Origin of the sequence: Cupriavidus basilensis, from assembly GCF_000832305.1 — a bacterium.
GTDB classification, from domain to species: Bacteria; Pseudomonadota; Gammaproteobacteria; order Burkholderiales; family Burkholderiaceae; genus Cupriavidus; species Cupriavidus basilensis_F.
In genome coordinates this window covers 1,749,019-1,761,599 of the sequence record NZ_CP010536.1, presented here as the reverse complement: position 1 = coordinate 1,761,599, position 12,581 = coordinate 1,749,019, and the positions used below count along the sequence as shown (strand labels likewise).

At 64.6% G+C, this 12,581-nt stretch carries 16 protein-coding genes; 1 reads left to right on the top strand and 15 read right to left on the bottom strand.

What is annotated here, in order from left to right; genetic code table 11:
* Nucleotides 1-10: 10 nt before the first annotated feature.
* Nucleotides 11-1,948 (bottom strand): hypothetical protein, encoded by a 1,938-nt coding sequence (locus RR42_RS08315; RefSeq protein WP_043345598.1) that lies wholly within the window; start codon nucleotides 1,946-1,948, stop codon nucleotides 11-13.
* Between the two features lie 48 nt (nucleotides 1,949-1,996).
* Between RR42_RS08315 and RR42_RS08310 the strand changes: the two genes are divergently transcribed.
* On the top strand, nucleotides 1,997-2,254 hold the full coding sequence (locus tag RR42_RS08310; protein WP_043345597.1) for a hypothetical protein: 258 nt from the start codon (nucleotides 1,997-1,999) through the stop codon (nucleotides 2,252-2,254).
* Here RR42_RS08310 and RR42_RS08305 read toward each other — a convergent pair.
* The 14 genes from RR42_RS08305 to RR42_RS08240 all read right to left on the bottom strand — a co-directional run bounded on the left by RR42_RS08305 (nucleotide 2,241) and on the right by RR42_RS08240 (nucleotide 12,570).
* The gene (locus RR42_RS08305) at nucleotides 2,241-2,720 is read right to left on the bottom strand and encodes a phage protein, HK97 gp10 family (protein WP_043345595.1); all 480 of its coding nucleotides are present in this window, start codon (nucleotides 2,718-2,720) and stop codon (nucleotides 2,241-2,243) included. The genes RR42_RS08310 and RR42_RS08305 overlap by 14 nt on opposite strands.
* On the bottom strand, nucleotides 2,717-2,842 hold the full coding sequence (locus tag RR42_RS41460) for a hypothetical protein (RefSeq protein WP_269083380.1): 126 nt from the start codon (nucleotides 2,840-2,842) through the stop codon (nucleotides 2,717-2,719). The genes RR42_RS08305 and RR42_RS41460 overlap by 4 nt, the downstream gene beginning before the upstream one ends.
* A gap of 56 nt (nucleotides 2,843-2,898) precedes the next feature.
* Nucleotides 2,899-3,279, bottom strand: coding sequence for a hypothetical protein (locus RR42_RS08300; protein WP_043345592.1), 381 nt, complete (start codon nucleotides 3,277-3,279; stop codon nucleotides 2,899-2,901).
* Nucleotides 3,279-3,719, bottom strand: a complete 441-nt coding sequence (locus tag RR42_RS08295) for a hypothetical protein (protein WP_043345587.1) — start codon at nucleotides 3,717-3,719, stop codon at nucleotides 3,279-3,281. The genes RR42_RS08300 and RR42_RS08295 overlap by 1 nt, the downstream gene beginning before the upstream one ends.
* A 62-nt stretch (nucleotides 3,720-3,781) precedes the next feature.
* Nucleotides 3,782-5,776 (bottom strand): hypothetical protein, encoded by a 1,995-nt coding sequence (locus RR42_RS37665; protein ID WP_052494528.1) that lies wholly within the window; start codon nucleotides 5,774-5,776, stop codon nucleotides 3,782-3,784.
* A gap of 61 nt (nucleotides 5,777-5,837) precedes the next feature.
* Entirely contained in the window at nucleotides 5,838-6,038 is a 201-nt protein-coding gene (locus tag RR42_RS08280; RefSeq protein WP_043345584.1) for a hypothetical protein, read from the bottom strand.
* A 9-nt stretch (nucleotides 6,039-6,047) separates the two neighbouring features.
* Nucleotides 6,048-6,965 (bottom strand): hypothetical protein, encoded by a 918-nt coding sequence (locus tag RR42_RS08275; RefSeq protein WP_043345580.1) that lies wholly within the window; start codon nucleotides 6,963-6,965, stop codon nucleotides 6,048-6,050.
* Between the two features lie 20 nt (nucleotides 6,966-6,985).
* Nucleotides 6,986-7,636, bottom strand: coding sequence for a hypothetical protein (locus RR42_RS08270; protein ID WP_043345576.1), 651 nt, complete (start codon nucleotides 7,634-7,636; stop codon nucleotides 6,986-6,988).
* Entirely contained in the window at nucleotides 7,636-8,079 is a 444-nt protein-coding gene (locus RR42_RS08265; protein WP_043345574.1) for a hypothetical protein, read from the bottom strand. The genes RR42_RS08270 and RR42_RS08265 overlap by 1 nt, the downstream gene beginning before the upstream one ends.
* Before the next feature lie 9 nt (nucleotides 8,080-8,088).
* A complete protein-coding gene (locus RR42_RS08260) occupies nucleotides 8,089-8,484 on the bottom strand; it encodes a hypothetical protein (RefSeq protein WP_043345569.1) in 396 nt (131 codons plus the stop codon).
* Between the two features lie 3 nt (nucleotides 8,485-8,487).
* Nucleotides 8,488-8,898, bottom strand: coding sequence for a HeH/LEM domain-containing protein (locus RR42_RS40965; RefSeq protein ID WP_043345566.1), 411 nt, complete (start codon nucleotides 8,896-8,898; stop codon nucleotides 8,488-8,490).
* A gap of 52 nt (nucleotides 8,899-8,950) precedes the next feature.
* Entirely contained in the window at nucleotides 8,951-10,117 is a 1,167-nt protein-coding gene (locus tag RR42_RS08250) for a P22 phage major capsid protein family protein (protein ID WP_043345565.1), read from the bottom strand.
* A gap of 135 nt (nucleotides 10,118-10,252) precedes the next feature.
* Nucleotides 10,253-11,056, bottom strand: coding sequence for a DUF6651 domain-containing protein (locus RR42_RS08245; protein WP_063778405.1), 804 nt, complete (start codon nucleotides 11,054-11,056; stop codon nucleotides 10,253-10,255).
* A gap of 128 nt (nucleotides 11,057-11,184) precedes the next feature.
* A complete protein-coding gene (locus tag RR42_RS08240) occupies nucleotides 11,185-12,570 on the bottom strand; it encodes a DUF4055 domain-containing protein (protein ID WP_043345564.1) in 1,386 nt (461 codons plus the stop codon).
* Nucleotides 12,571-12,581 lie beyond the last annotated feature (11 nt).

Sequence of the window (12,581 nt, the reverse complement as noted above, 5' to 3'; positions counted from 1 at the left end):
AGTCATAGCGTTACCTCAAGCCGGGCATCGGCAGGCTCAGGTGGCTGTCAATGCCGCCGGTGTTGGTCGACAGGCCCAGTTGCGCCGCGATGTAGGGCGTCACGCCCTGCGCGACCTTGCGGCCATCCAGATTGACGGTCCAGTGGATGTCCTTATCGCTGCTGGCACCGCGCGCCGATACCGATTGATCGGCAAGAGAGGCGGCGCGACGATCGTTCTGATCGCCACTCACCTCCCCTAAGCGCGCCTGCGCGGACGGAGTCAATCGCGCGCCGCGATATAGCTCGACGTCGGCCTGGTTCGGCTTTCCGATGTCGGCGATCTTCCGCAAGATGCTCGCGCCAGTTGTCAACATTCCACTGATAGCCGGCAGCATGTTCTTGCCGAACTCCGTCTTGAAGTCGGTCCATGCCGCATTGAATTCCGCCTCGGCGCCGGCGGGAGACTTCTTGTACTGATCTTCCAGTTCCTTGATCCCCATCGCGCCCTCGGTGACCGCGATGTTCTTCTCGATCTTGTGCTGCTGCAGGAACATCTGCGCAAACGCATTGCTAGCCGTGCGCTGGCTGAACAGGGTGTTCAGCTCGTTCACGATCTGGTCATCGGTGATGGCGTCGCCAGTGATGAGCCCATCCTTGCCGCGCACGCCCTTGGCGCGAATGGCCGGAATCAGGACCTGCTTGAGCCACTCGAATTTCGACTTGTTGTATAGGTCGTCGTTGGTCAGCGCACCCGGCAGCACCTGCTTGATCGTGCCGATCTTGGTGTACTCGATCATGCGGGGGTCGATGATCCCCAAGCGTGCGGCCTCGTTCATCGACTTCAGCGAGCCGCGGCCCATGGCCAAGTTCTGGTGGGCGCTCATCAGCGCCGTGCCGAACCGCGAGCCGCCCATCTCCTGGATCAGCGGCGCCGATTCCTCGTAGAAAGCCTTGTTCGACAGCAGGCGCGTCGCCACGCCGCCGGTTTTCATGAAGGCCAGCAGATCGGACGGGGTGACCAGGCCAGCGGAACCGGTGAGCGTCTTCTGTGCGAAGTCCGCCTGCCGGAACATCTCGGCTTCGGAGGACGTGCCACCGCGCATCTCGATGACCTTGCCCAGCGCCTGGAAGGTCTTCGTGTCGAACTTGTTACCAGCCTCGCCGAAGATCCCCTTGTTGGCCGCCAGCATGCGCGAGAACAGCGGCGTGACCGCCTTCGCCTCCTCATAGCTGCCCATGACCTCGTGCATGTCACGCAGGATGGTCATGCGCTCGGTCATCGAGACGCCGAACTGCTTGGTGCCTGTCGCGAACGCGTCGGCATCCTTGTTGACCTTCTCGCCCAGGTTCAGTGTGCGGAACCGGGCGAAGGCCATTTCGTAGTCTTTGGCGGCCTCGTAGAACTTGTGACCGACATAGATCGTCGCGCCGGTGGCGGCCAGCGGCACCAGCATGTTGGTGGCCATGCCCATGCCCACGCCGCCAATGCCGAAGCCATTCGGGCCGACGTGCATGTTGCCGCCGTGGATGTGGCCTGGGCGGCGACCACCACCACCACCACCACCACCGCCAGCGCCCGGCAGAATCGGGGTGCCACCGCCCGGCACCCGGCCGGCGCCGCGCATGCCCGCGATCTGAGCTCGCAGCGTAGCGGCCTGCGCGTTCGCACGCACCAGCTCGGCTTCCAGTCCAATGCCGCCGCTTGGGATGGCGCCGCGAATGCTGTATAGGTTGCGCTCGGCCCGCAGCGCCTGGTCGGCGATGCCGCGCAGCCCCGTGTTTAGTTGGCGCGCCGCGGCGGCGAGATTGCGCACGCCAACCACCTCGGCGCCCATCGTCTTCAGGCGCTTGTTGACCTGCAGCGCCAGCTTGTCGACCTTGGCGAATTCCTGCGAGAGCTTGAGCAGTTGCGGCGTAATGTGGTCGTGCAACTTCAGCGTTGTGCCGATTGCGTATGCATCAATCATTTTGTGCCGCCTATACTGGTTGTTTTATGGCTCTCGGCGCACAGCATCATGCTGGATTCCAAAACCCGCTACCGGATTCATGAGTGTCTCGCAGAGCACTTTTCATTCATCCAATACCCGTCGCCGCGCGCATTCCCGCTGGACAACCGCCCGACTGGCCTGCGCCGCTTGTGGATTGAGCGACCGCGCATGCCGATCGCCGTCGCCATGATTCCGCCGCCCCTGATGCTGTTTATCCCGGTCATCGGCGTGTACCTGTCGATCGCCTACCTGGTCTTCCTCTTCATCTACTTCAAGAGGACTTGATCCGGGGCCGCATCCAGCCGCGACCGGCCAGCCATGCGAACGCGGTGGCGCCGATGATGGCCTTCACCCTCCCCTCGCTGTGCAGTGCGGCAGGCCCCATGACCGGCCGCGGCGGCTGGTGGGGAGTGCCCTGGTCGAACCACACCAGGTGCGGGTCATTCGAACCCACGACAGCTTCATTGCCCTCGACGGTGCGCTCGATCGAGCGCTGCATCTTGCCGTCGCGGTAGCCGGGATCGTTTTCGGAATAGCCCAGGCGCGACCGCTCGGCCTGCGTCGACTCGGCCAGTTCTTCCCATGCCGGATAAGGCCCGACGGCATCCTGATAGTCCCCGATGATCCCCTGCGCGGTCTTCTGAATCTCCTCGGCCGCCTTGTCGACGATGTGGTGCGTGACCACCTCAGAGGTTGCCGCCAGGCGCGCGAGGTGCGTCGCGAAGGCGCCGAAGCTCTTGAACTCTTTCACGTGCTGTCCTGGGCGAGCTTCTCGTACTTGCGGGTTGAGAAGTTGAAGCGCGTATTGTTGCTATGCTCGGAACAGATGATCGACCACGCTGTGCGCGTCGTGTCGTCGATGCTGAAAGCCACATCAAACGGCACGCCGTGGCGCGCCAGCCATAGCGACTGGCGCGTCCCGGGGTCGCCTACGATTTTTTTACGAGGTCCTCGTCGACGTCCGCGTCACCGGCATTGAAATGCTCGGCGTGGGCCTTCACGACCGCGTCGTGACCGTCCTCGTCTAGCCGTAGGTACAGGGCCTCGATCTGGGCCTTGTTGGCCGGCGTCGGGACGGGCTGCCCGTCGATCGAAGCCACGAACATCAGCGGCCAGACGGTGCTAGCCCAGAGCGGGTTGTTCGACGACGGCCCCATGGCCTCGATGAAACGCAGCTTGGTAATGGGATTCGGCTTGCGCAGCACGATGACGCGTCCGCGCGCGTCTTCCGTGCTGACGTCCGTCGCGGGCCGCACGACCTGTTCAGACGGCGTTTGGGGGGTGGGGTTGACGGTGACTTTGGCGTGCATTATGCGATCCTGATTTTGCGGCCAGCGTCGAACGTCATGCGTTCGGTGACCTTGTCTTGACCCTTCCACGTGCCCGCGTCTTCCGGCGCAAGCGCGACGTCCGAGTACTGCCACTGGCTGACGCTGCCATCCAGTTCGTTGATGGTATGAGTGATGAACACCGCGCCGGGCGGCAGCCCTGCGAAGTAGTTCGCTTCGACATTCGCGAAGTAGTCGTCGAACGACGAGTCCTGACGGTCCAGTTCGAGGGTGCCAGAGTGGCCATCCGGCACGTTGCGATGGATGATGCGTCCGTTCACGTTGACGCTCTTGAGCTTCACGAACGCCGGCTTCGCCTCGAAGCTGGTGATCCCACTAAAACTCACGGGTCCGGCATTCGAGTCGATGATCGTGATCTGGTATCCATCTCGCCCGACGTTAAAGGTATTGTTGCCCGCCATATGCGGCTCCTATGAAAACAAGAAGCCCGCGCGCGGCGGGCTCGTGAAGCGTTGTTGGTCGATCAGTTCACGCTGACGTTGACGGTCGAGCCACCCTGCAGCGAGATCAGGAATTCGCGCACGATGGACAGGAACTTGACCTGCGCCAGGCACTGCATCAGACCCGTCGACACAGCCGCATCCGGGTTGTTGGACCCATTCAGTGTGACCTTGAACGGCACCTTGGTGGGGTTGTTCACATCGCCGATGTACTTGTCGACCAGCCACAGCCGGTTCAGCCATGCCGTAATGGCGTCATTGACGCCCTGGCGCAGGTCCACCGTCTGCGGGTTACCCACCACGTAGCCGAAGTTCGCCGCCAGCGTCAACGCGAGGAAGTTCGTCATGGTCGTGTACGCCTCGCTGTTGGTGGCGGCATAGCTGGACGTGTTGCGGTCGGTCTGGAACGCGAAGTAGTTGCCGCCCGGCGACGGGTTGGCCAGGAAGTCCAGGCGCCCCTGCACCGCGGCGAGCGTTTCCGGCCCAGCGTACGGCGAGTTCTGCACCGAGCGCTGGGTGCCGATGATCCCCATCACCGGCTTGTTCAGCGTCGACTGGTTCGGCGCCAAGTTGGCGCGCATCGGGCCCCAGAAGGTGGCCGGCCCCAGCAAGCGCTGCTGGCCGTTGACCGTATCGTTCCAGTACACCCAGTCGCCAACCAAGCACTTTAGGCCGTAGGTGTCGGCGCCGGCAGTTGCCAGCGCCGTGGCGACGGTCGCGATGGACTGTCCGGGCTGCCCCTGCGCCGCACCGAACATCCCGTACTGCTGGCAGAACAGCCCCAGGGTGCTCCATTGGCTCTGCGTCTGGTGATCCACCAGGTTGACGGTCTGCACCCCGGTGCTCTGCAGCGCGTACATGCCGGTGGCCGGCATGCTGTTCGAACCGATCTGCAGTGCGTCGGTGACGCCAGACGCGCCGTCCGTGCCGCCGGCCAGGGTGACGGCCGTCAACGCGGGCACGGCGGCAGACGTGCCGACGGTGGCCACGCACAACTGCGAAGGCCCGCGCACGCCGGACTGGCCGTTGTTGATGGCATTGACCAGGTTCAGCCAGACGCTCGCGGCCAGCGTGATCGAGCCGCCGGTGCCACCACCGCCGCCATTCAGCGTCAGCGTGGCGCTGGTGTAGCCGCTGCCCGGGTTCACGATCTGGGGCTGCCCCAGCCCCCAGACGAGATTCACCAGCGCGCCGGTGCCGGCGCTAGAAGTCGAGGTTGGGGCCGCCGGGTTGGTCGGCACCGAGCCGCCCGAGAGCGAGCCGCCGTTGACGACCGTCAGGGTGGAGATGATGCCGCTCGACGCCGTGACCCTCAGCACCACGCCATTGGGCATCGTGATGGTGTCGTTCGTGACATAGCCGGTGCCGCCGCTGGCACCCCCGCCGGTGACGTTCGCCGAGACCACGGCCAAGGTAGGCGCCACCACCGCCTGCACGCCGCCGGCCAACTGCGGCGCGGAGACGGTAGCCGCGGGGACCGAGGTGTAGCCGGTGCCGGCAGTGACGGTGGCGCCGCTGATGCCCTGGGTGACGTTATCGAAGACCTCCGGCGAGAATCCCGGCAGCGCCAGCGTCACCTTGTAGCTGTTCGGCTTGGTGCCAGCCGCGGGCGTGGCCACCAGGCTGTTGCCCAGTGAGCCGGTATAGAAACCCGTCAGCGTGGCGCCCACGACGCTCGCGCCGTCCTTGAGCTGGCCCGACGCTGCGGTATCGGTGCCGTCGCTGACGCGCACGCCGGTATTGTTGTATTGGCCGAGCTGGAACGCGATCGCAATGGCCGTTGCCAGGTCACGCTGACGCACCGTCTGCGGCCCCCAGTTCGCCTGGTTGGCCTGCGGCGAGCCGGTCAGCATAGGGCTGTTCACCGGGCCCCACGAGGCAACACCGACGAGGCCGTAACCGTTCGTTGCCACACCTGCCACCACCGGCGGTGGCTGGACGATCTGCACGTAGGCGCCGGGCGCCATCGCGCCGGCCGTGTTCAGCTGGCCGTACTGGTAAATCATCGTGCCGCTCATGTAGAGGCTCCAGAAATGCAAAAACCGCCCGAAGGCGGCGCTTTACGGAATGGGAAAGGGGTTACTGCGGGAAGACCCGGCGACAGTGGTGCGCGTTCTCGCCGGCCAAAATGGTCGCGATCTCGTCGGCGCCGGTCAATGCAGCGCCGCGGCTGTAGCTGCCGAACGGGTGCACCACGACCAGGTGAAAATCGGGCCTGGCCACACTCTCTTCCAGGGTCGCCGGCAGCGCCGGCACGGGGTCTTTCTTGTCGGTTGCCATAGACGGCTCCTAGTAAGTGCGCGAGGCGATCAGGCCGCCCTGCATGTCTTCGAATTGAACGGCAGTCGCAACGACCGTGGCGATCTCCTGGCTGGCCGTGGTCGCGTATTCAATCTCGTATGTGAAATCGCGACGGTAGATCCGTTCCTTCTCGGCCTCGTCGCTCAACCGGTTGCCCTTATAGAGGATCCGCGCGCCGAAGCCGTCAACCATCGTCAGGAACGAAATCTGCGCCAGCGCGACCTTGATGGCATCGCCCACGGCCTTGCGCGAAGAGCAATCAGGTGCCCAGACCGTGATCCGGAATAGCTGCGCCTGCCGCTCCCACTCGGTGGTTACGGTGCCGGTGGACCCGACACGTGCGACTGAGGGGGGTACCGGGGCGACGTTGGCAATGATCGCGTCCGACTGCCCGTCGACCACCTGCATGCCGCCAGATGTAAAGACCAGGTCCGCATCGTTGATACTCACCACCGGACCGCTGCTACTCGTTCCGGGATACACGGCGCCGATCAGCGCCGCCAGGCTGCTCGCGATCGTGGTCAGCGTGTCCAACGCCTGGACCGGGTAGATGAAGGCGCGCCCCTCGATGAGCACCGCCATGTTGTGCGGCCGGAACGGCGATGGCATCGCGCCGCCCACCGTCACGGTGTTGGCCGAGCCCACCAGCGTCAGCGTCGGCGGGTGCACGGCCATGACGTGCTGCTTCGGGGCATACCGCGTGACATTACGGTCCGGACCGGCCGGAAATACGCTCACATGAACGATGCCAAGCGCGATATCAGCGGTGAGCTGCGGCGCGATCGGCCAGCCTGGATACACGCGCACACCAGCGCCCCCTACTGGCGGCTGGCTTGTGCCATTCGGGTACACAACGCCGGCAATCTTCGCCACCAGCGTGTCCATAACATCCTGGACATCTGCCATCAGATCCCTCCGCCGCTGCGCTATGCGTGCAATTCGGTCATATCAAGTCGCCAAAGCTGCCCGTTACGCTCTGCGCCCGCGACCATGAAGCGGCGCGCGAGATCGTCGGTGATGACGTCACCAGCAAGCAGCGCAATCGGGTTGCTCATTGGCAGCAAGATCTGGTAACCGTGCTCATCAGCCGAGGTCGGCAGCAATTGGTGGCGCAGCGTCCGGGATCCAAACAGGATCGAAGCGGGCCAGCCGGCGCCGTTCTGGGTCCCAAGCACGTAATCGTCGGTGTGCGCGCTGCTGCATGAATAGCCTTGCGCGCCGAAGCCGCTGGAGGCCATGGGGCGCGTCACCCACACCCGCGCGTTGCACTCCACCGTCAGGATCGGCAGCTCCGACTGCATGCCGGCGATGAAGTGCACCGACTGGCCGTACACCAGGTAGTCGCCCAGCTGGGTTTCGCGCCCGTCCATGAGGCAATACCAGAACGGCTTGCTGGGTAAATTCGCCTTCGTGTACGTCCATTCCTGCGCGCTGAACGAGGCGTTGAGGCTCGCCACCTTAGCCGTCAGCGGGTTGGCCGCGCTGGCCGGCCGGTAGACGTCGTAGACATAGCCGATGCGCTTCGCCGCCTTTGCGTAGCCGACATAGATCCGGTCCTGAAGCTTGGCTGCGTCCATCAGAACCTCACGCTGTCGACACCGAGCGCGGCATAGTCGCTGCGCTTGGCCGCGATCAAAACAGCCTGGCGCGCCGTCGCGCCCGCCTCTAGCGCACCCCAGGCGAACTCATGGCCAGCGCCCTGGGCGAAAATCCTCTCCCGCATGCGGCACCCGTAGGAGAGCGCGCCTGACAGCTGCCACACGCCGCCGCGCTCGTCGATGACGACAGCGCAGGTGCTGGTCTTGTCGACGTCGAAATGCGCCGGGTCGGGGCGGTCCCCGCCGCGCATCCAGGCCAGGATGGCAATGGCGAAATCGCCGTTGCCGCAGAAGGCGACGAGGAACACGCGCCCGCCAGGTGCCCTCACCCGGTAGATCTTGCGGACGCGCCGGCGCACGCCGCCAGACCAGGAGCAGCGGTCGGCGGCGAGCGTCGTTCCGTCCCATGCGATCGTTGTCACAGCGCTCTCCTATCCCCTTGCGATGGAAATACCACCGCGGCCCAACACCGGCCCAGGCGCGAACCCGATGAATTCGCACAAGCGCCGGCGCCACGAGTCGAACAACCGGTCCCGGTCGGCCTGCTCGCGTGCGTTGTGCTTCCACACTGCCGCCTGGTCGGTGTCCAGGTTGTCGCTGACCGCCGGAATGGCGCTCTCGAGCGTGGCCAGGTTCGTCAGGTAGGTATTGATCAGAACGGCCTCTTCGCTCGCGGACAGCGTCGTCAAGCGCTGGTGCAGCGACATCACAACCATGCCGAACGAGCCGTACACCACGTCCTGATAGTCGGTAATGGGCATTGTCGTCCCGGTGAGCGGGTAGCCCATGTAGCGACGGACGTCGGTCAGTTGTGCGTCTGTGAGCATCGGTTACCCCTGATTCGATGCGTCCAGCAGGGCCTGCAGGTCCGCCTTCTTGGCGCCGTCCGGGATCTCGATGGCCTTCTCGGTCAGCGCGGCCTTGAGCTGCTCAACGTTCAGAGCACCGGACTGGCTCTTGTCCTTCGACTTGACCAGCGAGCGCACGTGGCTTTCGTCGTCGGCAGTGAAAAGGCCACCGAAGTAGGCGCGCATCTGCGTCACCACATATTCCGCGTCGGTGTACTCGCCAGGCAGACTGGCCAGTGCCGCATCGAGATCGGCTCGCGTGGCCACTGGGCGTCGGCCATCCTCGTCGAACAGCTCGTGCTCGTCGGTCAGATCGGACTTGTTGATGACGATGAAGCCCAGCGGGTTCCCCTCGGACACCGGGGAAACGACCTTGACGGTTTCACATTGCATGGTGGTTCCTTTTGGAAGCCGGGGCGACCGGCACTGCGCCGCCCCGCGGCGTTTAGCCGAGCAGCACGGCGATGTGGTTACTCTTGATGGCCTGCGTGCCCCAGGCCAGACGCACGTGGTACACGAGCTGCATGAACTGGCGATACACGGCGACGTCGAAGACCAGGCCCGAGACCGGGTCCGTGACCTGCGCCATGTCATCGGCCATATCCATCGGCTTGCCATCTGGACCAACCGGCATGGCCGGGGCGCGGGTGATCAGCTGCACGGCGGAGCGGCTGAAGCCAACGTTCGGCGTCGCGCTGGCACCCACGGTCACGGCGGTGGCGGACCCAGCAATAGCCTGCTTCAGGCCAGGCGCCGCCAGCGTGATCGCGCCCGGGGCCGCAACGCCGGTCACCACCACATACTTGTTGGTGTCGCCCGCAAAGGTCACCGTGTCGCCAGCCAGCACGGTGCCGGTGCCGGTGATCAGGTTGACCACCGTGGCGCCGACCGCGTAGCCAGCCGTGTCGGTGGTGTAGCTTGCGCCGGTGCCCTTGGTCACCGCCTGAACGGCATTCGAGTTGTGCAGCATCTGGCCTTCCAACTCGCCGATGATGCCGCGGCGCAGCAGGTCGTCGGTGCCGGCTTCGTTCACCTTGAACAGCACGTTCTGCTTGCCGCGCAGGTTGGCGATCGCCGCCGAGCCGAGTACCAGCTGCAGATCGGTCTGCGGCGCGCCATTGTCGTCCAGGATCTTGCGTTGCTGGGCGATGTCCGACAGGTCGCCGGCGGTACCGAAGGGCGCCGTGCCGGGCGTGCCGTAGGCGCGCGAGGCGTTCTGGTACGTGGTCGTGAACAGATCGACCTCGATCGCGTTGCACAGCGTACGGAAGGCCTGCGCGAACTGGTTCATCAGGACGCCGCCGTAGCTGCCGGCATTGATCATGCCGCGCTGCTCTTCGCCGTTCCAGCGAATCGGGACGTGCTTGGACTTACTGATCGTCATCGACACGTTGCCGATGTTCGAGTCGCCGGTGTTCGGGGCGGTCACAGCCGGCGTGTTGTCGGCCATCGTGCCCGGGGGCGCGATCGGAATCATGATCGTCTGGTTCAGCGCAGCGCGCTCGCCGCTGCTGTTGCGCGACACCGCGGGAATGAAGCCGACCTGCTCGCGAGACACCACGTCGAGTGCCTCGTAGATCGTCGGGATAAGGCCAGTCAGGGTGTTTGCCACTTGGATACTCCAAATATGGGTGGTGGGTACGATTTGGGATTGATCGGGCCATCCAGCCCATAGCGCCGTGCCCCATCCAGGGCTTGGCTAGATACCGCGTGACCCGCAGAGCGACCCCGGAAGGGCCGCCACTGCTTAGTCGTTGAGGGTGGCTTTGCCGGCGCGAACATCCGCGGAGACCGCGGCCTGCTTGCTCGGCTCGAAGGTGTTGAACTCGGCCCGGGTGTAGGCGCGCTTGCCGCCAGACGAGCCGCCACCGCTCGCACCGCCACCGCTGGCGCCAGACCCCTTCAGGATCTGGTCGCGATGCGGGTAGTTCTCGACGAGCGTTTCCAGTGCCTCGTCGAAGTCGGCCAGGTCACCGGGGCGAACGCGGGAGAAAATCTTGTTGCCGGTCGCGTCATAGGCAACCGTCTTGCCGTCTTCGATCTTGAAGGCCTTGCCGAAGGCGGCCTTGGCGATGTCGCCGGGAATGGCCAGCTTTTCGGCGATGAACTTCGATCGGTCGAAACTGCCGCCGATGCGCTCGTCGTAGAGCGTGCTCTGGAGGGTGTCGCGCTCAGTCTTTACTCGCGCGAGCTCTTCGACGTGCGACTTACTGGCGGCGGCGACCTGCTCTTCAGCGGCGCGCTTGGCGGCCGCCTTGATTTCCTCGACCTTGCCGGCCGTGATGAGGTCGCCGTCCTTGATGTTGCGGACGGTTTCGAGCGCCTTGCGGGCAGCGTCGGCATCCTCGATGCCCTCGAACAGCTTTGCCCGGCCCTCGGCGGCCTCCGCGCGCTCACGATGCGACTTCGCCTCGCCGTTCAGGCGCGAGATCGTTGCCACGGTGCCCGGGGCATCGAAAGCGATTTCCTTGCCATCGTCATGCACATAGACCGGCTTGCCGTCCTGGACCACGACGTGGCCATGTTCATCGATCTTCAGCTTCACGTTCATTCCTTTGGCTATCCAGCCAGTGAACCGGGTCATCCGACCCACGCGCCGTTCCGCATCCGCGGGCCGGCAAAAAAAGCAGCCGCGGGCCCCGAAGAGGCCGTGCGGCTGGAGAAAAGAATTTGGTTCGCTTAGTCGTTGATGTTCGCTTTCCCGGGCTTGGGGGCGTTCAGCGCGATGCGCTTCTTCTCGTCTTCCCAGGTCAGTTCCGGGCTAACGAGGCCGCGCCGCTTCGCTTCGTTGAACAGCGACTCGTCGGAGAAGGTGCCGTCGACGTTCATATCGCGCAGAATCTCCATCGAGGCCTCCGCCAGCGACGCCACGCCGAAATCGTTGAAGATCTGGATGTGGCCGCCCTCGGGCTCCTTCACCCACTCGGCAGCCAGCTGCAGGGCCGCGTCGATCGCGTCCTCTTCGTCCTGGATGATCCGCTGCAGCGTGCACATGCCGGCTTCGTTGTCGGAGACGGTCTGCGCAACGGTAAGATTGCCTGGCTTGATCACCAGCAGCTCGGCACCGACTTGGCGCATCCGGTCTTCCAGCGCCGCCAACTCCCTGCTGCCCGCCTCGATCGCCTTGCCGCCGTGCTCGACAAACCGAAGGTCCGCATCCGGATGGTCGGCATTGACCGCAGACGATGCACCCACTGTGATCGGCGAATCCCCCAGCAATTTCGCGAACAGGATTGGCACGCGCGCGACGTGCAGAATCGTCTGCTGATCGCTCTTCGACTGCCAGTGCTCGACGTTCATGTGTGCCAGTTCGACAAGCGGCGGAACGCCCTGCATGAATCCAATGCGCCGACCATAGACCGGCACGAACGGGATCTTCCGCAGCGTCGTGGTGCCTTCGTCGTGAAGGATCCACTCCTTTTCCGCCGAGTTTGCCTTCTCAGCCTCGCGCCACACCTCCCAGCGCCCGGGGTACAGCACGCGAACCTGCTCAATCTCCCGTTCGCCGAATGGGCCGTCCGGCTCGGAAACCGTCTCCAAGAACCGCAATTGCGTCAGCGTCTGAACCCCGTTGATCCGCTGCGCACGCCAACCCAGGATGCTCTGCGCGTGGATGTGAACGAAGTACGGACGCACGCCGGCGGCCTCTTCCTCGGCCTTCGTGCGAATGCCGCCGGCATTGGGGAAGTCGACCAGGATGCCGCACAGGCCATAGGAAATGGCGTGAAAGCACACCGCCGCAGCGAACGCGTGCAGATTGTGGCCCTGCAGGTCGATGTTCTCGCACCAATTGGCGATGCGCCCCGGCACATCCTTGCCAACCGTAATCGGCTTCGAAAACGGCTTGCCGGTCAACACCTCGCACGTGCGGCCAAAGGCAGGAAACAGCGTGGCCGAAGCCAGGCGTGCCTTGTACGCATCGGCAGTCTCATTGGGCCACTGCGGAAGGTGTTTGATGCCGGCCGCGCGCATGGCCGTCGTGCCGCCCAGTAACGCGGTGATGAGCGGATAGTTCTCCGCCATCGCCTTGACGGCGGCTGTTTGCTCTCGGACGGTCGATGTCATGCCAGGTTGCT

What these genes read in the sequence shown, in the direction of transcription:
- RR42_RS08275 (WP_043345580.1), bottom strand. Translation starts at nt 6,965, where the DNA reads ATGGCAGATGTCCAGGATGTTATGGACACGCTGGTGGCGAAGATTGCC.
- RR42_RS08270 (WP_043345576.1), bottom strand. Translation starts at nt 7,636, where the DNA reads ATGGACGCAGCCAAGCTTCAGGACCGGATCTATGTCGGCTACGCAAAG.
- RR42_RS08310 (WP_043345597.1), top strand. Translation starts at nt 1,997, where the DNA reads ATGCTGGATTCCAAAACCCGCTACCGGATTCATGAGTGTCTCGCAGAG.
- RR42_RS40965 (WP_043345566.1), bottom strand. Translation starts at nt 8,898, where the DNA reads ATGCAATGTGAAACCGTCAAGGTCGTTTCCCCGGTGTCCGAGGGGAAC.
- RR42_RS08315 (WP_043345598.1), bottom strand. Translation starts at nt 1,948, where the DNA reads ATGATTGATGCATACGCAATCGGCACAACGCTGAAGTTGCACGACCAC.
- RR42_RS08280 (WP_043345584.1), bottom strand. Translation starts at nt 6,038, where the DNA reads ATGGCAACCGACAAGAAAGACCCCGTGCCGGCGCTGCCGGCGACCCTG.
- RR42_RS08300 (WP_043345592.1), bottom strand. Translation starts at nt 3,279, where the DNA reads ATGCACGCCAAAGTCACCGTCAACCCCACCCCCCAAACGCCGTCTGAA.
- RR42_RS08240 (WP_043345564.1), bottom strand. Translation starts at nt 12,570, where the DNA reads ATGACATCGACCGTCCGAGAGCAAACAGCCGCCGTCAAGGCGATGGCG.
- RR42_RS08245 (WP_063778405.1), bottom strand. Translation starts at nt 11,056, where the DNA reads ATGAACGTGAAGCTGAAGATCGATGAACATGGCCACGTCGTGGTCCAG.
- RR42_RS08260 (WP_043345569.1), bottom strand. Translation starts at nt 8,484, where the DNA reads ATGCTCACAGACGCACAACTGACCGACGTCCGTCGCTACATGGGCTAC.
- RR42_RS37665 (WP_052494528.1), bottom strand. Translation starts at nt 5,776, where the DNA reads ATGAGCGGCACGATGATTTACCAGTACGGCCAGCTGAACACGGCCGGC.
- RR42_RS08295 (WP_043345587.1), bottom strand. Translation starts at nt 3,719, where the DNA reads ATGGCGGGCAACAATACCTTTAACGTCGGGCGAGATGGATACCAGATC.